Origin of the sequence: Microcoleus vaginatus HSN003 (genome assembly GCF_022701255.1) — a bacterium.
In the GTDB taxonomy this organism is placed as follows: Bacteria; Cyanobacteriota; Cyanobacteriia; order Cyanobacteriales; family Microcoleaceae; genus Microcoleus; species Microcoleus vaginatus_B.
Genome location: NZ_CP031705.1, coordinates 4,674,938 through 4,694,530 on the forward strand (window position 1 = coordinate 4,674,938; position 19,593 = coordinate 4,694,530).

The following is a 19,593-nucleotide window of genomic DNA, read 5'->3' on the forward strand; positions in this document are numbered from 1 at the left end:
AGATGGAAGAGAGAATTGTTTGTTTTAATATCAAGTACGGTCAAAAATTTATAATTAGGTTTGTAGTGAGGACTTAAGTCTTCTCTTCTCTTAAGAGGGTGACAACAAACAATTATATTATAAGTCATTAACCGGACAGTATCTAAGTGACAAACCCGCAGAATTATTTAATTATAAATTTTTCTTTAATTCTGCATTCTGTCTTCCACCTTCTGATTTGGACTGCCTTCGAGTGTAAACCCTCATGTCATAGAAGCGGCGTGGGAGAAGGAGCAGCTAGCAATCTCAAGTCATAATTTGTATCGCCTTGAAATTGAGAAACGCGGACGAAATAAATCCCCGCAGGTAAAGGCCCATTGCTGACAATTGTTTCTGAAGCCGTGCTTAAATTGTTAGACGAAGCAATAAGATCGTCTCCTCCCACTGCGCCGTTGCCGTTGAGATCTTGAATTAATTCAACATCAACATCTGCACTCAAACCGTCAACAGTTACACTGAAAAGGCTGGGAGTATTGAGGATGAAACTGTAAATGTCGGCTGGTTCAGCAGCTCCCACAAAATCGCTCGCCGTTTGAATTTCTGTGAGAATGCCTAGGCTTTTTGCTGCGTTCAAATTGTCGGCGGGATCTGGGAGAGTGGTCAACAGTCCTTCTTGTTGACCGAATTGAAGGTAATGGTCGATCGCACTTTTAACTGCGCCGCTATTGACTGCTGCTCCTACCAGCGGATATTTTTCTAGATAAAAGCTGGGATCGAAGAAAACGCTGGGTTTGCGGTTTTCTACTTGACCGACTTTGAAGTAGTGTTCAAATGGGGTAAATTGATTTGTTTGGACTGCTATCTGAACGTCGGGGTTGTTTGTTAAATAGAAACCAACATCGAAGAATGGGTTGGGGTTGCGAACTTCAAATTGACCGTATCTGATAAAGTGATCAACGACTGAAACGCCGTTGAGTTTGGCTGATACCGCTACATCTGTATTGGTGTCTAAATAATAGCTGGCGTCGAACAGGGCATTCGGGTCGCGATTTTCAAATTTGCCAATTTTTCGGTAGTGATCGAAAGGACTCGATACCGTGCCTCTGGCAACTGCTACGGCGACATCTGGGTTGTTTTCGAGATAAAATTTGCTGTCGAACAGTGTTCTGAGGGTTAGCATTATTAAAAAAATCTCTCTGGACTTTAGTCTGGAAATTGCACGATCGAGAATCCAGTTTACATCAAAGTTTTGTTTTGTGAGGATGTCTTAATTATGGCTAAATCTGGACTGATGGCAATGCTGCGCCGCGCTGCGAGTATTGCTCAGAAATCAAGGGAAACGGGCATTCCGGCTGATGAACTGCTGGGGATGCTGAGCGCTGGCATTCCCAATTCTCCCATATCTCGTCGCCGCTTGCTGCACGGGGGTTTAGCTGCTGCGGGGGCTGTGACTGCTGCGACTTTTACCAGGGATGGAGGGGGAGCTTTTGCTCAACAGGGCGGGCGATCGCCGATTTTGGTTGTGGGTGCAGGGATTGCGGGTTTGACGGCGGCTTATCGCTTGCGCCAAGCGGGTGTGCGTGCCGATATAATCGAGGCAACTAACCGCGTGGGGGGGCGGATACGCACGGTTCCCAAGGTGGCTGGAACGCTAATTCCGGCGGAGCTGGGGGGAGAATTTATTGACACCGGCCACACTAATTTAATCTCGCTGGCGACGGAATTGGGTTTGCGGGCGATCGACTTAGTTGAGGTGCAGCGCGGATTTGTGAAGGATACTTTTTTCTTTCAAGGGCGCCGCTTTTCTCTTGAGCAATTAATCGCGGAATTTGCGCCGCTAGCGAATAAAATTACTGCTGATTTGGAGGCGGTTGGCGATGAAATTAGCTATCTTGATTTTACGGAAGCAGCGGAAAGATTGGACAATCTTTCGATCGCTGAATATGTAGACCAAGCTGAGACGAGCACGCTTGTCCGGCAGTTACTCCGCATTGCTTACACGACTGAATACGGGCGAGATCCTGAAGAACAGTCGGCGTTAAATCTGCTGTTTTTAATCGGTTCTGAGCCGGGCAGTTTTGAATTGTACGGCAACAGCGATGAGCGTTATCAAATTGACGGTGGTAATAGTCAAATTATCAACAGTTTGGCGGGTCAATTGTCTGGTTCGATCGAGGCGGGGACGGTTTTGGAAGCGATTACTCTTTTGCCGGATGGCCGCTATCGGGTAAATTTGCGATCGGGACAAAGCGCGTTCGAGCGCACTTACGAGCGAGTTTTGTTAACTTTGCCGTTCAGCACTCTGCGAGACGTTAATATTAACGTACCTTTGCCCCAACCAAAGCGTAGGGCGATCGAGCAATTGGGTTACGGTACTAATTCTAAGTTAATTACTGGCTACCGCAGCCGGATTTGGCGGGAACTTTATCAATCGACTGCTTCTGTTTATAGCGATTTAGGATTCCAGAATACCTGGGAAGCTACGCCTTTTGCTCCTACTCCTAACGGTTTAGTTACTAATTTTACAGGAGGAAGGCAGGGTTTGTCGATCGGTGCGGGAACTCCAGAAGACCAAGCACAAAGATTTTTGAACCAATTTGAAAGAGTTTTTCCCGGAGTGAGAAATTTGCGAACGGGCAGAGCTGTGCGAGCTTATTGGCCGGGAGAACGCTTTTTCAAAGGTTCTTATGCCTGCTATTTAGTCGGACAGTGGACGCAAATGTACGGCGTTGAAGGCGAACGAGTTGGCAATTTATATTTTGCCGGGGAACACACTTCCCTGGAAAATCAAGGTTACATGGAAGGCGGTTGCGAAACTGGACAAAGAGCGGCTGTTGAAATTTTGCAAGATTTGGGTTTGGTAGCTTCTGCTGATGCTTTGAATGCTCGAACTGCGAGCAGTTTGAACAGTCGCCGTCCGAGCCGGAAAATTCCCGGAGCGCGGAATCTTGGCAATAGAAAGCCGAGTATTAGATAATCTCGTAAGGTGCGCCTCGGCGCACCTTACTGATCAGCCCAGACATATCTAAATCTTACAGTCAAGTTTGATGAAATTCTTGTGGGGTGTCCCGCCCGCCCAAAAATACAATTTAGATGGCCAACAGCTTATGGCATACAACTTATCAAATAATCTCGTCCGGGTTAATTCCTCGATCGCGCAAATATTCAGCCAGTCGTTCGGCACGCTCACGTTCGCGATCGGCCCGTTCACGTTCGCGATCGGCCCGTTCACGTTCTCCTGCTAACTGTTCTACACCCCATAAAAGCAGATTTCCTGCTTCATCCCACCAGCGCAACCAATAACCTGAACGCTGTTCTTTCTCCCCTCGCCACGTTCCTAAATACAAACCAATATCTGCCATCCAGTGGCGACCTTCCGCGTCGGGAAATTCTAATTCGTATTTGCCATTTTGCAAGCGATATACTTCCAGCAAGCCAGTTTCTGGATCAAAAATGATGTAAGTTGGTACTTGCAGAATTTGTTCGTAAAAAAACCACTTTCCCGGAGGAAAAGTACGTTTGACAGAATATTCACCGCCGTCTGTTTCCGACAAGAATTCCATGACAATGGTGGGAATTTCTCCTTCCAAGTTGGGGGTATAACTTTTGCGGTCTATTCTCGATTCGGCGGGCAGTACCGACGGTACATAAACCCAATCTGGTGCTTTGATTACTAACTCGCCGTTGACAGTAGCGCAAATGCCAAAGTTGCTGGCTATCAGCATTCGTGGCCCGATCAATCCTCTCAGTTCTAAGATTTCTCGCAGTGCTCCAGCAATTAGCGGTTGACCTGTATTCTCCACTGGTTTTTCTTCTAATTGGAAGTCGTCTGGCAACTTCTCCCAAGTTACGATCAGTTCTAACGTTTTTTGTCCTGGGTTATCTTGAGTAACGACCATGACTTTACTTTACTTTCTAAAGTTTGATGTCTTATCATAGCACAATGCAGCGTGAGCGTGGCGCGCCATACATATAGATATGCTACCCTAAATTTTAGCTGCATTATATTGTAGAATTACCTTCATAAATTGCCGAAAAAAGCATGATTTATTTACATTTAACAGTAGCTTTATCGATTTTGCTAATGTCGCCGCTCTCCGCTCGCCCTTTGCTTACAGACGCTACAAATACACTTGCTCAAAACTCACCAGTTGACGAGCCGTTTTGCTACATGAAAACCCCCGACGGCAAAACAGTAGACTTGGGCAAGTTGTGCGAGAAACAGCCAGCATCGGGAATTTCCCAAACTTGCATTCCCGGTTCCAACATTGCTGCAAAAGTGTCTATTGCGGCGGCAAATTATGACGGCAACTTTTTCAGCGGTCAAGTGCTTAATCAAGGCTGCAAAATAATCAAGAATGTCAAAGTCAATTATGAAGTTTTGGACGAGTCAGGCAATTTAATTGATAACGGATTTATCTACGCGGAACCAGTTACTCTTGCGCCCGGACAGTCAGCCGCCTTTCGGGGCGAAGTTGTCGCCGGGGATCAGGTACTAGCGACTCATGCAGACGGTCAGGAATGATTGTTGAGATTTTATATTTTAGGTTTTAGATTGAAGAATTGGACAATTAACCCCACGGATGAATCGATGGGCTTTGTATCCCGGATGCTTTTGGTAAAGAATGATTGTGGAGATTTGCCCGATCGCTGATATTATATTCAGGCTCAGATATCTCTATGACTTACGCAGAGATCCCCCTAAATCCCCCTTCAAAAGGGGGACTTTGAATAATAATCTTGTCCCCCCGTTACTAAGGGGGGTTAGGGGGGATCGAAGTTTGAATATTCTTGCAGAGATCCCCAAAAACAGAATTTGCGAGGGCAAAATATCTTGAAAACTCGATCGACATACTGGCAAATCTTACCCTACCTCCGTCCCCAAAAACAAACCATCGGTAAAGCATTAGCTTGTACCGTAGTATTTACCATATTTTGGCCGATTATAGCGTGGCTAGTTGGCGAAACAGCAAAATTTATAGGTAAAGGAGATTTACAAGGGTTCGCTCAAATTGCTGCACTCAGCGCCATTATATTTCTAATTCGCGGTACAGCCCAGTACGGTCAAGATACGCTGATGGCAAAAGCTGCTTTGACTATTGCTTTAGAAATCCGCAAAAAAGTCTACTCCCACCTGCAAAAACTCAATCTCGGCTACTTTGAAACTGCCAAAACTGGAGACTTGTCCTACCGCCTCACCGAAGATATTGATCGCATTGGCGAAGTCGTAAATAAATTTTTTCATCAGTTTATCCCTTGTGTTTTGCAGCTAATTGCCGTCCTGGGATATATGATTTATCTCAACTGGCAATTAACTTTAGGTGCATTAATTATTGCACCGCTGATGGCTATTTTAATTGGTTGGTTTGGCGAGAAACTGCTAAGTTACTCGCGCCAAAGTCAAAATCGCATCTCTGATTTATCCGCGCTGCTGACCGAAGTATTCAGCGGCATTCGCTTAATCAAAGCATTTGTGGCTGAAGACTACGAAATTGCCCGCTTTGCAGAAGAAGCAGAACAAAACCGCCGCGCTAAGTATTTGTCAGAACGAATAAAAGCACTTCAGTTCGTTGTAGTTGGCTTTTTGGAAGCGATGAGCGTGATTTTGCTTTTTTTCCTGGGAGGTTGGCAAATTTCTCAAGGAAATCTTACAGGTACTCAATTTATCAGTTATATCGCAGGGGTGGCACTTTTAATTGACCCCATCGCTATCACAACTGCTAATTACGGGGATTTTAAGCAGGGAGAAGCTTCTAGCGATCGCATTTTTGAATTATTAGCAATTGAACCAACAGTAGTCGAAAAACAGGGCGCGATCGAACTTCCCCATGTTACAGGCAAAGTCGAATATCGCAACATTAATTTTGCCTATAACTCAGAGACACCCATTCTGCAAAATATGAGTTTGTTGGTGCTTCCCGGAGAAATGATTGCCCTTGTTGGTGCATCCGGTGCGGGTAAAACTACTTTAGTAAACTTGTTACCGAGATTCTACGATCCGCAAGCGGGACAGATTTTAATTGACGGTATTGATATTCAAGATGTCACCTTAAATACTCTGCGCAGGCAAATCGGAATTGTACCGCAGGAAACGATTTTATTTTCGGGTACGATTGCTCAAAATATCGCTTTCGGTCAATCTTATTATGAACTGAAAGATGTTCAAAAAGCTGCGGAGATTGCTAACGCTCATCAATTCATTAGTCAGTTTCCCGACGGCTATCAAACTTGGGTAGGAGAAAGGGGCGTAAATTTATCTGGGGGACAAAAACAAAGAATTGCGATCGCCCGTGCAGTTTTGCTCGATCCCAGAATATTGATTTTGGATGAAGCGACATCGGCGCTGGATTCGGAATCCGAAGGTTTAGTGCAGGAAGCGCTGGAAAGATTGATGCGCGATCGCACGGTGTTTATTATCGCGCACCGCTTGGCTACTGTGCGGAGAGCCGATCGCATTTTAGTTTTGGAAAAAGGCAGAATTGTCGAATCTGGGACGCACGAGGAGTTGCTGGAAAAGGGCGAGCGCTACGCAGGCTACTACGCTCAACAGTTTAGTCAGTAGGCTACGTTAGAAACCGGGTTTTTGGCCATTTCTGCTGGCCTCAACAAAGTATTCTCGAAAAAAACCCGGTTTCTGACCACCCCTGGGTCAGTGATGTTCTAGATGAATAGCGCATATACTTAAAATACAACAACTACTCAAGATATTAAACACAACGAGTCAGTACAACCATGCCTGCTAAAGATGCCTTTCACGAAGTCGTTAAAATCGCTCTCCAGAAAGATGGATGGCAGATTACTCACGATCCATACACTTTACAGGCAGGAACTCTCGAACTTTACATCGACTTGGGTGCCGAAAAGGTGGTTGCGGCAGAAAAAGACGGACAGAAAATCGCCGTTGAAATCAAAAGCTTTATTGGCCCATCCAAAATATCCCAATTTTACACAGCTTTAGGACAATTCATTAGTTATCGAGCAGCTTTACAACAACAAGAAACTGACCGCATTTTATACCTGGCAGTACCCAGTAATGTCTACGATAGTTTTTTCACAATGGGGTTTATTCAGTCTTTAGTTCAACAAAATCAAATTCATTTGATGATTTACGATATAGAGCAAGAGGCGATCGCACAATGGCAAATGTAGACCTTTATAGGCAGCACATCCAAAATCTGCTCTCCCAACACGCTAGTCTTGTTTGGGATGAGCGCATTCAGGCTCAAACTATCTTTGATGTCGAGCGCGATCATTATCAATTAGTATATGTAGGCTGGCGCAATCAGCGGCGAATTTATGGCCCGGTTTTGCACCTGGATATTATGGACAATAAAATCTGGATTCAGCAAGATGGAACCGAGGTGGGTATTGCTAACGAACTCGTAGAACTGGGAGTTCCCAAAGAAGATATTGTACTTGGGTTTGACCCGCCTATTCTGCGAAAATTGAGTGAATTTGCGATCGGATAAACTTTCGGGTTTTTTCTATGTGATTGTCGCCACAATGCTTGGTCCCTACGGGGGTTTGCGCCCAACACAAAAGGCGATCGCTAATCAACCCAATTTTCTAAGGTTAATCCTGGGATACGGGACAATTCTCTAACATTATTCGTCACCAGTGTCAGCCCCAAACTGATTGCTTGGGAAGCTATCAGCAAATCCATTGCACCCACGACAATACCTTGACGTTCTAATCCTGCTCTAATTTGTCCATAAGTTTGCGTGTTTCTTTCATCAAAAGGAACTACTGGTAAGGTTATTAAAAACTGAATGAGTGCAGCCCGATTTTGCTCTTGACGCTGACTTTTGTAAACGCCATACTCAAGTTCGGCAATAGTAATAGAGGAAATACCGATATCAAAAATTTCAAGTGTTTGGAATTTATCGAAAACTTTTTGTGGTTTTTGCTTGATGATGTAGATACAGATGTTAGTATCGAGTAAAAATCTCATTCTAAAGCCTCTCTCGTCTCCAAAGGAAGCTGCTCCCTGACTAGCATAAAGTCGTCGGAGAACATATTTAAACTATTAAAAAAAGTTGTCCAAGGATTTTCTTTGGAGATCAGGACAAGAGCTTCTCCTATTTTTTTGACGTACACTTCATTTCCTGCGAAATGGAATTCTTTGGGTAATATGACTGTCTGGTAGTCATCAGCGATCGATAATTTAGCAGTATTCATTGTTTTTCCTCCAAAGTGATTTAAGTTAGAGTTTAAATTGACTGTCCGCTTGCTCCAATTAAATTGTAGCAGAGGATGGTAGGTTTAGTTGTCCCACTCTCTGCGATGATTAATTTTCAACAGCCCCTAAAGCTTTGAGCGTGGCTTTTTCAACTTCCGTTAAACCCGTAACTCCTGCAATATTCATGTTTTCATAAGGTCTGTCACTTTTGAGTATTTTGAGGCACTCACCAGTCTCAATATCCCAAATCATAATTGTGCCATCGCGACTGCCAGTAGCAATCAATTTACCATCATAATTGAAGGTCAATGAGTTGATTGTACTGGTATGATATTGCAAAACTTTTAGACATTCACCTGTACGAATATTCCATAATCTTACCGTTCGATCGACACTTCCACTCGCAACTAACTCACCCGAATAACTAAAGGCAACTGAACGTATCCAATCAGTATGCCCGTGAAAAATATTGAGGCCTTCACCGGTGTTGATATCCCATAGTCTTACTGTTTGATCGATACTTCCACTGGCAAGTATTTCACCGTTTTGGCTAAAGGCGATCGCGCGTGCCCAACCGGTATGCCCCTGCAAGATTTGGAGGCATTCACCAGTATGGATATCCCACAGCCTCACCGTTCCGTCATAACCTGTACTGGCAAATATTTCGCCCAAAGGACTGAAGGCAACCGAGTATAATGAACTGTTATGCCCTTGACAGGTTTTGAGGCATTCACCAGTGCGGATATCCCACAGCCTCACCGTTTGGTCATAACTACCACTGGCAATTATTTCACCCGAAGGACTAAAGGCGATCGATCGTACTTCTTGTCCACTCTCTAGCAAAATATTTAGGCATTCACCACTGCGGATATCCCACAGCCTCAGCGTTTGGTCATAACTTCCGCTCGCAAGTATTTCACCGTTTGGATGGAACGCAACTAAATGTACCCGATCAAGATGACCCTGCAAGATTTGGAGGCACTCACCAGTGTTGACATCCCACAGCCTGATTGTTTGTTCGTCATCGCCGCTGGCAAGAATTTCACCGTTTGGACTGAAGGCTACTGACCTTACTTGAGTGCTATGCCCTTGCAGCGTATTCAAGCATTCACCGCTGTTAATAGCCCACAGCCTCAGCGTTTGGTCATAACTACCGCTAACAAGTATTTCACCAGCAGGATGGAAAGCCACTGACCCTACTTGATTACAATGCCCTTGCAAAGTATTCAAGCATTCACCAGTGCGGATATCCCACAGTTTTGCTGTTTGATCGAAACTTCCACTTGCGAGTATTTCGCCCGAAGGACTCAAGGCGATAGACCGTACTTGATCGAAATGTCCCTCCAAAGTTTTGAGACATTCACCGCTACCGATATTCCACAGCCTCACTGTTTTGTCGGCGCTTCCACTAGCAAGTATTTCCCCAGCAGAATCGAAAGCAACTGAAAAAACGTTTTTAGTATGACCTTGCAAAGTTTTGAGACATTCACCAGTATCGACATTCCACAGCCTTAATGTTTCATCGCCGCTTCCACTGGCAAGCATCTCACCCGCAGGATGGAAAGCCACGGCAAATACAACTTTAGTATGGCCTTGCAAAATTTTGCAACATTCACCCGTGTGAATATCCCATAACCTTATCGTGCGATCGAAACTCCCACTAGCAAGTATATTTCCATCAGGATTGAAGGTGACAGACATTACTGATTCGGTATGTCCCTGCAAAACTTTTAAACATTCACCAGTCTGGACATCCCATAACTTGATTATTTTGTCATAACTCGCGCTAGCCAGTATCTCACCGTCAGGACTGAAGGCCACTGACTCCACCACGTTGGTATGTCCTTTACAAGTCAATATTTCTCTGCCAGTGCTAGCTTCCCACAAGCGAACTACGCCATCACTATCACCTGTAGCTAACAGTTTGCCATCAGGACTAAATATTACTGACCGAACGCTGCCGAAGATTTTAGTAAAAGCAGAATTAGCCAAATTCGCTTCAGCAAAATTGACGTGGCGCAGCGTCGCATTTGTAAAATCTGCACCTAAAATAACGGCACTAGAGAGGTCTTTACCTTCTAAAGCAGTCTTGTCCTTTTTTAACAACAGCGTCGCCGCATTCCCTCCCACATAACCTACTTCACTTTCAGTTTGGCCCCGCGTTGCTTCCAGAATTTCCAGAAGTGGCAAGACCCCGGTTTCTGAAACCATCGGCAACAACAAATCCATGACTGCTTTCGTCAGTGGCGCTTGTCCGAAACTCTGACGAAGTTTACTTAAATTTTCAGCAACAAATCCCTGCAAGGGGGCGATAAGTTGGTTGTTATTTCTCTTCTGGGCCTGAAGCTGACAATAATTAGACCAAGTGTACGATCCAGGTTCTGCATCAGGATTTACACAAGACTGTTCCGGCTTAACTAATTCAGTAAAATCTGCGGCCAAAACTCCCAATTCGGCTGCAAATTTATAAGCGACAAAAAACTCTAACAACGAACGATGCGCCGGGGTATAATCCCCATCTGCATTGCGGATCAGCATCGTTTGACCCATCATGTCATAGTGCCAGTGGTCTAAGTCTTTTTCCTCTTGCACGAGGGAACCAAACAGGCTGCGAATGCGATCGGGAAAACCGCGATAATTCAGGCTCATTTGGTCAGTAGACAGCATTTCCCAAGACAATTCGCACAAAAAGTAAAGCTTATCTGCTAAAGAAGTAAAAGTGCGTTCTGCTTTGATATCTCTCTCTATCTTCCGCCGCACCGCATACAGATAGATCCGCGACATATCGACTGGTTTTCCAGCTTCAATATCCGGCAATGCTTCCAAAATTAACTCGGTCATCACCGGGCGACGGGCTAAATCCAATAGTTGCGAGTTTCCCATCACTTTTTCCACAGTCGCTGCTTCTGTTTGAAATGACAGCGCTAGCCGAATTTGGTCGTCGTTAAATTTCTCTAATTCTAAGACTTCAAATTGGGGAGTTTCGCCTGTTAAAATGGTTGTTGATGCTTGCAGTTCTGCATTGAACAATGCCCGTCCTTCCTTGCCTTCAGGAAAGTGTTCGGTACGGCAAGTGAGGATGACTTTTGCGCCAGGAACGACGGCTTTTGCTAATTCCCAGAAGTTGTTGATGGTTTCTTGCCGATCGCACTTAGCGGCCATTTCATCAAAACCATCGAAAATCAACAGAAATTTGCCCATGCGATTCAGTTGTTCAAAGGCCGAATAACCCGCCAAAGGTATCTCGTGCTTCCGAAAGAAAAACTCGGAAAATAGCGACTCAACGCTAACTGCTTTGGCGTAATCTCGCAAAGGAATTACTAACGGTAAACGCGGACGTTCTAAGCCGCGCTTTTGAGCATCTCGGTAGCGTTGCAGTGCCATCCAAGCATAGTGCATCGCAAACCAAGTTTTCCCCGTCCCAAATTCTCCTAAAACTGAAATATGTTCTTTTACTGGATCATTCAACCACAGGTCAATATAACCTTCAATCCAGCCATCTCGCCCGTCATAATGACTCACGCCTATCTTGCGGTGAGTATCGGGGTCAATTTCTTCTTTTGTACAGGCTAACGGCACATATTTAGTATCAATTCCTCGGCTGGTAATTTCTGTTTCTAGCCAATCCAGATAAGCAGTAAAATCGGCATCTTGGTCGAGTAATTCATCGAAGGTATAACAAGCTAAATCGCGATTTTCGGCTTTCTTTACTTCATCCCGCGCTGCGCGACTGATGCGGCGGGCGGTGACTAACCAGCCTTCATCGGTGCGCTGTTTTTCCACCGACTCGCGCAGGGCTGAGATATCCCTGATTCCTGCTTCTCCGGCAATTCCGCGCACTAAAATGCGATCGTACTTTTTGCGTCTGACGGGAACATTGATAATCAATTCAAAATAGTTGTCTTCCCAAATTTCATATTTCTCAAACTGATAATTTAATGTTTCAAACCAACCTCGAACTTGTTGCGATAAAATAAAAACTTTAGACTTTTGAATATTGCTTGATTCGGCTGCTGGAAGTGCGGGATAATCTTCAGCTTCCAACCGCGCAAATTCGGTGCGAATTCCTTCAATAGTGGGGAGGCGTTCGATGCGATCCATTACCATAGATAAACGTTTTTGCAAAGAGGCGATCGAATTTCCCATCATCACATCTCCCAGCGTCCGCGTCCGCTTTGCTACTTCCATAAACACGGCGGCAAATGCCATGAATTCCCGTCGGGGGTCAATGCCTAAATCTCTAATTTCTTTGCCTAAAGCACTCTCCTTCAGATATTCATCGCCTGCTTGAATTAAAATGGCTGGGCTATCGGACTCGAAAGCTTTGCGAAATGCTGATTCAATCTCTTTTTGGCGAAACAGTTCTAAAATCTGCTTGGGTTTGCCAGCGCCGTATTCTACTAAAGTATAAACATAGACTCCCGCGAAATCGGCTGGCGGAGCATCGGGGTCGAGGTTAAATCTTTTTAATAATTTGATGACTGTTTCGTTGCGCTGAAACTTGTCTTTGACGGTGCCGAAGGGAATTGCCGTCAGGAGGCTGATAACTAAGTCGAGACTAATTAGCATGATTTAGGCTTTCCTGTTTTTCCGTTGAAGTAATGCTCAAATCTAGAATCGGTAGGCTGTGTCCCTGAAATGTGTTGCGGGCGATCGCAAATTGCTCTATTTTTATGTTAACCCATCACTTAGACACTCCGACCACAAAAACCGGGTTGTTACCAAAAGACGCGTTGTAGCCCGAACAGCCCGTAACAACCCGGTTTTTGGGTTCCCATGCGCTCCGACTCCTCGAAACCGGGTTGCTACCAAAAGACAGGTTGCAGCCTGCCGATTCGCTAAAAAAACTGCTGGTTGAGCGAAGTCGAAACCCGGTTTCTGAGCCATCATGCTATTACAACAGATATTAGCATTTTTTACTAAATATGACTACTATAATACCGCGAAAAAACCGATACATATTGTAGTAATAATAGCTCTCATATTAGTGGTCATATCATAGTTATAAAAGTTAAAATATAGATAACTAACAAATAAAACTTGCTATCTATGAAAATACAATCTTCTGTCTTAGTCCACCTGGGATTTGGCAAATATGTACGCTCGGATCGAGTAACAGCAGTAATACCAATTGAAGAAGAACGCGGGCCTGGTCGGCGCACTTTTGTGCACGTAGACGGCGAAGCAGACCCGATCGTTGCTTCGCGCGCAGAAGATACAATTGTTCGCGATTTGGTGCAGGAACCCCGCGAAATAACTCAAGCTCGGCAGCAACAAGAAATCCTGCAAGATTTGCTGGCAGATTTGAGCAATGTTAACGTCACCGTGCGCCGGATTAGCCGCGATGAAGGCGGACTCGATCTAGAACTTTTAGAGCGTCGGATTCGCCAAATTTTAGAAGCCTAAAAATTAAAGACCGCCCGGGCGGTCTTTCATATTGTTGGTGTCGCTAAAAATTTTAAGTTTCGGGTTTCAATGTAATTTCGATGTCCGCTAAACCGGTGAGTTTTTCCGCCACTTGCTCTTCTTCAACTTGCGGTACAAAAATAATTAAACCTCCCGGAACGCACTCAATAGAAACCGGAGTCATGCCCATGATTTCGCCATCTACAACCACTTTTTGAGGCGGATCGGCACTAATTTTTACTTTTTTTGCCCGCAAATAACCGATGTCGTCGCGATCAGTAGGATTTCCGCTCAAAGCTGTTTGCAATAGGTGATAAGAAGCTGCGATCGCCCCAGCTTTATTCTGAGGCGCCACCAGCGTCACGTCCAGCAAGCCGTCATCAAAAATAATCCCCGCCGGGCCTTGAGCTAAAATGGAAGTAGGCGGCGCTGCATTCGCCACGGTGACGGCCACAGCAGTAAGGCTGATAATTCTATCGTCGGTTTCGATTTCCGCTTCAAATCTTTCTAAATTGTTTAACTGTTTAATTCCTGAAAGAATGTAAGCCAGCATTCCCCAGCGATTCTTCATTTCGCGATCGGCAAGTTCGACGGTTTCCGCCTCAAAACCCACTCCAGCTAACAAAACCATCGGCATTTCACCGTTGCAAATCGCCGCATCCACCACCCGCGTCAACCCTCCAAAAATAGTGGCGCAGGCGGTTTCAATTGTATTCGGAATGTCTAAAGCATTAGCAAAAGCATTAGCCGTTCCCCGCGAAATAATTCCTAAAGGAATATTTGTGCCCACAATCGCCCCAGCGACTGCGGATAATGTGCCGTCCCCCCCGCAAGCAATAATTGCCTCAACTCCTCTAGCAACTGCTTCGCGGGCGATTTGATCTGCGCCTAATTCTGGGGTTGTCAGCCGAATGTCTAAGTCAATAAAAGGCTCTAAAAGTTCTTGAATTTTAGCTAAGTCTTGGTCGGGGTCGCTGTGACCGGCGACGGGATTGAAAATTAGGCAAGCTGAACGTTCCATATTTGGTAATAGGTAATGGGTAATGGCGAACCTGAAATCCAGGGTTTTTTGTCGTTTGTATCCCAGTTTCGAGCGCCATCGCATCCCCCTTAATAAGATTCATTTTGACTGTTCTTATCGCCCCCTTATTAAGGGGAGTTAAGGGGGAGCAAGACTCAACTATAACCCTGATTTAGCCATGGTTTTAACATTAAGTTAACACAAAGGCCATGCCCGCTAAACTTGGACAACAACCCTCACCTATTTTTCAAAGGTTTAATTAAGACTTGACAAAAGTCCACTCTAAGACTTCGCGGGGAGCTTTGTGCAACGCTTCCTTGATTTCCTTGTTGCTGTCGAACTTGACTTTATCCAAAAGGCACGCTTCGACGTTCACCGTAAACTTATCTTCTTCAAAAGGCCAAGGAGTTACAGTCACGAGTTCGTTGCTGTGCTGTAAAATATCGTAGCGCTTGCCGTCCGGGCCGACACTAATTTCTAAAGCTCGTTCTCCGGCGGGTAACTCGCGGCTGCAAAGAATTAATGATAGCCGATCGCACCACTGGAAAAAAGCATAAGCTGCCTTAGCATCTTCCTCAGAAATATTCAACTCTTTTTGCCATTTTTTTTGATTTTCTAGTTGTTCGTCCAAAAACTCGTCGAGTTCCTTGGACTCTCCCCGCTTTCCTTCATTGAGATAGCTCATGTGCATAGAAATCAGCATTGCTACCCACCTACCGCGATATAGGGAATTCTGCGCCATGGCTTTAATTTTCGGCAGAGAAGTTTCCGTCTGCAAGGTAAAATCAAAGGGCGCGCCCGCTTCAGTCAAAATATTTTCTTCCCATTCTTTCTCCAAATCATCGTGATGGGAAATAGCCGCTATGGTTTCGTAGAGGCGAAGCGGAGATTTCGAGCGCTTCCACTGTCCGCCAAGTTGCGCCGCGAGTAAAGCGTGGGCGCGGTGGTAAATAATTTCCCAGCCGGTGGCGGTTAAGTTAGCAATCATTGAATTTTTCTCCTCAATTAAGTTGATACAAGTATTTTGTGCGAGCATTCGGCTCTCGATCGCCCCCGGCGCCTTAAAAAGGGGGGAACCGGAATCGGTCAAAGTCCACCTTTTTAAGGGCGATCGAGACTTGCAGAAAAACGAAAGTTAAATCACAAAAGGTTCGATCGGGATATCCTGCCATTTGCCCTCAAATCGTTCGACAACCAAAGGTCGGATGCGGAACTTCGGGGGACACCCATCGAGAACATCAATCCGCAAACACGAATAAGGACGGCGTTTGTGGGAACCTTGACCGCTGCGGCCGACAAATAGCAAAGATTCCGCTACCCGCCGGCTGGCTGTTTCGGAACCAGACTGCCGCGCTAACCGATAAGCTTCAGGACTCAATGCTTCCTGCAACATCGGCCCTTCCGGGCGCTGGCGGCGGAGACTGTGGCCGCTTCCCCCGCAGACAATCCAATTAATCCCAGAGTCGCCGTGTCCAGTATCCCCAGTCCGCAGGTATTCCAAACAGTGAGCGTGGCCAGTCAGCACCAAATCTACTAGCGGACGCCCCCGCGCCACATCCCCAACTGCATCGGCCACCCCGTCAAGCACCTCGCGCAATCGCAACCGAACCGCCAAAGTTTGAGCTTGATTCCACTTTGTCGCCTCTGTCACGTAGGGGGGATGGTGCAGGTAAATTACCCGCCCCCGCACTTCGGAATCGCGCCAAGAGTTAATCAGCCTTTTTTTCAGCCATTCGAGCTGTTCAACGTCCGTGGCGGCTGTTTTGTGGGATGACAGTTGTTTGTCAATATCCATCAACATTTCGTCAACTTGCTCTAACTTGGCCCCCAAGTCGTCTAGCTGTTCGGCTTCCTCGGGAATTTCGGGCTTGAGCCGATCGCACATTTCGAGCATTGCCAATTTTTCTTGTTCCAATTTGTGACGATCGAGTTCCAAATCCTGGCGGCGAATGTCGCCCTGTTTGGTTTTCGGGATCGGTAATGGTTCGTTGAAGGTGTTGGAGTCGAGGGCGAAGAAGTCGATGCCGCCGCTGCGGAAGGTGTAGTAGCGGTTGGGTAAGCGGGTAAAGCGTCCGGGTTGGTAGCGGATGCAGCGGCCTGTGCTGGTGCTGGCGGTGTAGTGGGCGTCTAGGTGGCGATCGATCTCTCCCGGCATTTTGTGAGCTTGCAGGTAGTCGAGAAACGCTTTGGCGTAGGCATTTCCGCGATCGGAACCGTGCCAGCCGACATCGAGATCCAACTTGGAACCCAACAGCCGCCGCAGCGGCAAAGCTGTCGCTGACAGAATGCCGTAGACTATCGGCAAGTCGTAATAGTCGTGGTTTCCCGGTACGGGCAAAAACGGAAAATTAAACACCATGCGATCGTAGGCAATCCGAGACGGATGCTCGCCACCGACTATAAATTCTCGGTAGGGGCGAATAAAGTTTTGCAAGTAATATTCGCTGGAACCTACGAGATAAACTACATCGCCGGTGTGGAGGACGAAACGGCAAGTTTCGCGCTCGGAGACCATCTGTTCGGCAATCTGCCGCTGGGGATTGTAGCCGCGGTGATTGCCCGTGCCGCTGTCGCCTACGACTAAAAACGAAAACTCTGGAGAGTCGGTGGTTTGAGATTCCAAAACCATCCGAGTTTGGTCGATTCCCCGATCGACGATCGAGTGTTCTTGCCACCGCACCCGCTCTTTCATTTTGCGGATTTTGACTGTTATTTGCGGGTCGGAAACGAATTTCAATTCACCTCTTCTCCAAAATTGCTGAGTTCCTAGTTATTAATTTTGCAGCGATCGGGGGAGTTTTTACCTCTCTCTAAAAGCTGAAAATCGAGGCGCGGGTACTCAGAAACCTGGTTTTTAGGAGAATCCTGCCTGACAACTGACATATTGCACCATTCTCAATAAGCTTTTTATGAACAGGCATCTTGCCTGTTCCACAATAAAATTCATCTCTTGTGGAACAGGCAAGATGCCTGTTAAGCGAGAATGGTGCAACATCTCAGTTACAACTCACATCTTGTCGCATTCTCAATAAGCCTTTTATGGGCGGGCTCTGGGGCCGAGCCCACAAGAAAATTCACTCTTTGTGGCACAGGTCGTCGGGCCTTTTCAGCGAGAATGGTGCAATATGTGAGACGATCGCACTCCCCGACTCCAAGCGCGATCGATCCCTACACCCTGCCCCAAGTGGGCAACCTCAGATAGAACGCAGTAAAAAAATATAAAATGGAAGCAATACAACTGTCTTTATTCTCAAAAGAGGAAGAACCAATTCCTGCCAAAAAGCAGAAGAAAGCAAAATTAGGGCGTTACGAACGCATCCAACGCGAACTAGAAGCAAATGAATGCGACCCCTACAAGATATTCATTGATATTGAATCTCAGTCACTGCCAAAATCAGACTATACATTTGTCGATCTTTTTTGCGGTGCTGGCGGCATGACCCAAGGTTTATTGCAAGCAGGTTTTCGACCAGTAGCAAGTGTTGAAATTAATGCCATAGCCTCGGCAACTCACACAAAAAACTTTCCCGATTGCCATCACTTGTGCGACGATATAAAAAACTTAAATCCCCAAAAGTTGCTCACTGAAATTGGTTCGCCAGAAGTTCATGTTGTGGTAGGTGGGCCGCCGTGTCAAGGCTTCTCAGTTGCAGGAAAACGCGACCCCAACGACCCTCGAAATCGCTTATTTAGAGAGTTTGTCCGCGTTGTCTCTGAAATACGTCCTTGGTATGTTGTCATGGAAAACGTACCCGGAATATTGACTATACAAAAAGGATCTGTTAAGCAAGCGATTTGCGATGCTTTTGAGGAAATTGGCTATCCCCATATGTCCGTTGCTGTTCTGGAATCAGCCGCCTATGGAGTCCCGCAAATCCGCCCGCGAGCCATTTTTATTGCCAATAGATTTGGGATGCAAAATCCCTATCCGAAGCCGCAATTGTTGCCCGAACAATATAAAGCGATTGAGTCAGCAATTGATGATTTACCAGAGTATACTCCCATACCGGAAATTAACCACGAATGGACTCGTCATTCTGTTGAGTACATGGAAAGACTTGCTAAAGTTCCACCTGGTGGTTCTTTGTATGAAAGCTACGCCGATGCTTTCAAGCGACAGTATCGGGGAAAACCGAGCATGACTGTTAAAGAAAATCACGGTGGCACTCATATTCATCCTTATCTCAATCGCGTTATTTCCGCTCGCGAAATGGCTAGATTGCAAAGTTTCCCGGATTCATTTATTTTTGAAGGTTCAATGAAAAAGGCAATGTGGCAAATTGGAAATGCCGTGCCGCCCCGTTTAGCAGAGTGTATCGGTTTTGCACTTATTCCATATTTGAGCGATATTGCTTTGAACAAACCTAGTAAAGTTACTCTTCCAGGCAAAGCCATAGAATTAGCAAATAAGATATTACTGATTTTCGTCGCGACGCTGAACTTTTAATAATATATTACTGGCCAACTTTGGTGTACCTGCTTTTTCACATAAAAAATTAATTAATTCAGTAAAAGTCTTTGGGGGATTTTTGTACTTTTGAGACTGTTGCTGTAATAAATCAACTATTGAGTCCGGGTATTCGTCCAATAAATCGCTCAGAAACTCATCGGGCGACTGTGCTATAATGTTCCAAGGAGCTAGATCGTTTTCTCTAAAATCCTTGAGATTATTGGTGACAATGATATCAGCTCCAGCAGTTACGGCTGCGGCAAGAACGTGACGCTCTTTAGGGTCATTTGTCATTGCTTCCTCTAGCCCGACAGGCACTTCAACCATCGCTTCAGGAAAAGCTAATTTGATTTGATTTTCAAGATTCTTTGCTTTCTCCTGCGAAAGCTTTCCTCCACCGATCAGGTGGTCTATTGCCTCATTGAGGATTTTCTGAGACCAATATGGTAAATACAAACCTTCATCAGCAGTGGAAAGCAGAGTATCGCGCAAATACATCGGGAACAGGACACAAGCATCAAGTACAACACTAAGTTTAGTCATATTAGAGGTTAAATT

General features: G+C 45.6%; 16 protein-coding genes. 7 read left to right on the forward strand and 9 right to left on the reverse strand.

The features are described from left to right. Positions 1 to 247: 247 nt before the first annotated feature. Complete coding sequence (locus D0A37_RS20245; protein ID WP_242717011.1) at positions 248 to 1,159, reverse strand: calcium-binding protein; 912 nt, start codon at positions 1,157 to 1,159, stop codon at positions 248 to 250. 93 nt (positions 1,160 to 1,252) lie between these two features. Here D0A37_RS20245 and D0A37_RS20250 point away from each other — a divergent pair, with 93 nt between their 5' ends. Then, positions 1,253 to 2,956 (forward strand): flavin monoamine oxidase family protein, encoded by a 1,704-nt coding sequence (locus D0A37_RS20250; protein ID WP_242717013.1) that lies wholly within the window; start codon positions 1,253 to 1,255, stop codon positions 2,954 to 2,956. A gap of 145 nt (positions 2,957 to 3,101) precedes the next feature. On the opposite strand, the gene D0A37_RS20255 is transcribed toward D0A37_RS20250, so the two are convergent. Continuing rightward, positions 3,102 to 3,878 carry a Uma2 family endonuclease gene (locus D0A37_RS20255; RefSeq protein WP_242717015.1) on the reverse strand — a complete coding sequence of 259 codons (777 nt, stop codon included), beginning with the start codon at positions 3,876 to 3,878 and terminating at the stop codon, positions 3,102 to 3,104. A gap of 143 nt (positions 3,879 to 4,021) precedes the next feature. Here D0A37_RS20255 and D0A37_RS20260 point away from each other — a divergent pair, with 143 nt between their 5' ends. From D0A37_RS20260 to D0A37_RS20275, 4 genes are all read left to right on the forward strand, one after another. Beyond that, a complete protein-coding gene (locus D0A37_RS20260; RefSeq protein ID WP_242717017.1) occupies positions 4,022 to 4,504 on the forward strand; it encodes an FxLYD domain-containing protein in 483 nt (160 codons plus the stop codon). A 309-nt stretch (positions 4,505 to 4,813) separates the two neighbouring features. Then, positions 4,814 to 6,541: an ABC transporter ATP-binding protein gene (locus D0A37_RS20265; RefSeq protein WP_242717019.1), complete on the forward strand. Its 1,728-nt coding sequence runs from the start codon at positions 4,814 to 4,816 to the stop codon at positions 6,539 to 6,541. A gap of 170 nt (positions 6,542 to 6,711) precedes the next feature. Beyond that, positions 6,712 to 7,128, forward strand: coding sequence for a XisH family protein (locus D0A37_RS20270; protein ID WP_242717021.1), 417 nt, complete (start codon positions 6,712 to 6,714; stop codon positions 7,126 to 7,128). Further along, on the forward strand, positions 7,116 to 7,448 hold the full coding sequence (locus D0A37_RS20275; protein ID WP_242717022.1) for a XisI protein: 333 nt from the start codon (positions 7,116 to 7,118) through the stop codon (positions 7,446 to 7,448). Before D0A37_RS20270 ends, D0A37_RS20275 begins: the two co-directional genes overlap by 13 nt. Before the next feature lie 80 nt (positions 7,449 to 7,528). Here the strand turns inward: D0A37_RS20275 and vapC are convergent, their stop codons facing one another. The 3 genes from vapC to D0A37_RS20290 all read right to left on the reverse strand — a co-directional run bounded on the left by vapC (position 7,529) and on the right by D0A37_RS20290 (position 12,727). Next, the gene (gene vapC, locus D0A37_RS20280) at positions 7,529 to 7,930 is read right to left on the reverse strand and encodes a type II toxin-antitoxin system tRNA(fMet)-specific endonuclease VapC (protein WP_242717023.1); all 402 of its coding nucleotides are present in this window, start codon (positions 7,928 to 7,930) and stop codon (positions 7,529 to 7,531) included. Beyond that, positions 7,927 to 8,157 (reverse strand): antitoxin, encoded by a 231-nt coding sequence (locus tag D0A37_RS20285; RefSeq protein WP_242717024.1) that lies wholly within the window; start codon positions 8,155 to 8,157, stop codon positions 7,927 to 7,929. The genes vapC and D0A37_RS20285 overlap by 4 nt, the downstream gene beginning before the upstream one ends. Positions 8,158 to 8,266: 109 nt before the next feature. Next, entirely contained in the window at positions 8,267 to 12,727 is a 4,461-nt protein-coding gene (locus tag D0A37_RS20290; RefSeq protein WP_242717025.1) for a WD40 domain-containing protein, read from the reverse strand. A 480-nt stretch (positions 12,728 to 13,207) separates the two neighbouring features. On the opposite strand from D0A37_RS20290, the gene D0A37_RS20295 reads away from it, so the two are divergent. Next, on the forward strand, positions 13,208 to 13,564 hold the full coding sequence (locus D0A37_RS20295; protein WP_242717026.1) for a hypothetical protein: 357 nt from the start codon (positions 13,208 to 13,210) through the stop codon (positions 13,562 to 13,564). 52 nt (positions 13,565 to 13,616) lie between these two features. On the opposite strand, the gene D0A37_RS20300 is transcribed toward D0A37_RS20295, so the two are convergent. The 3 genes from D0A37_RS20300 to D0A37_RS20310 all read right to left on the reverse strand — a co-directional run bounded on the left by D0A37_RS20300 (position 13,617) and on the right by D0A37_RS20310 (position 17,322). After that, the gene (locus D0A37_RS20300; RefSeq protein ID WP_242717028.1) at positions 13,617 to 14,585 is read right to left on the reverse strand and encodes a YegS/Rv2252/BmrU family lipid kinase; all 969 of its coding nucleotides are present in this window, start codon (positions 14,583 to 14,585) and stop codon (positions 13,617 to 13,619) included. A 259-nt stretch (positions 14,586 to 14,844) separates the two neighbouring features. After that, on the reverse strand, positions 14,845 to 15,573 hold the full coding sequence (locus tag D0A37_RS20305; RefSeq protein WP_242717030.1) for a DUF3891 family protein: 729 nt from the start codon (positions 15,571 to 15,573) through the stop codon (positions 14,845 to 14,847). A 147-nt stretch (positions 15,574 to 15,720) separates the two neighbouring features. After that, entirely contained in the window at positions 15,721 to 17,322 is a 1,602-nt protein-coding gene (locus D0A37_RS20310; protein ID WP_242717032.1) for a metallophosphoesterase family protein, read from the reverse strand. 486 nt (positions 17,323 to 17,808) lie between these two features. Between D0A37_RS20310 and D0A37_RS20315 the strand changes: the two genes are divergently transcribed. Then, on the forward strand, positions 17,809 to 19,032 hold the full coding sequence (locus D0A37_RS20315) for a DNA cytosine methyltransferase (RefSeq protein WP_242717034.1): 1,224 nt from the start codon (positions 17,809 to 17,811) through the stop codon (positions 19,030 to 19,032). Here D0A37_RS20315 and D0A37_RS20320 read toward each other — a convergent pair. Then, positions 19,000 to 19,578, reverse strand: coding sequence for a PIN domain-containing protein (locus D0A37_RS20320; RefSeq protein WP_242717036.1), 579 nt, complete (start codon positions 19,576 to 19,578; stop codon positions 19,000 to 19,002). The two genes, D0A37_RS20315 and D0A37_RS20320, sit on opposite strands and share 33 nt — an antisense overlap. Positions 19,579 to 19,593 lie beyond the last annotated feature (15 nt).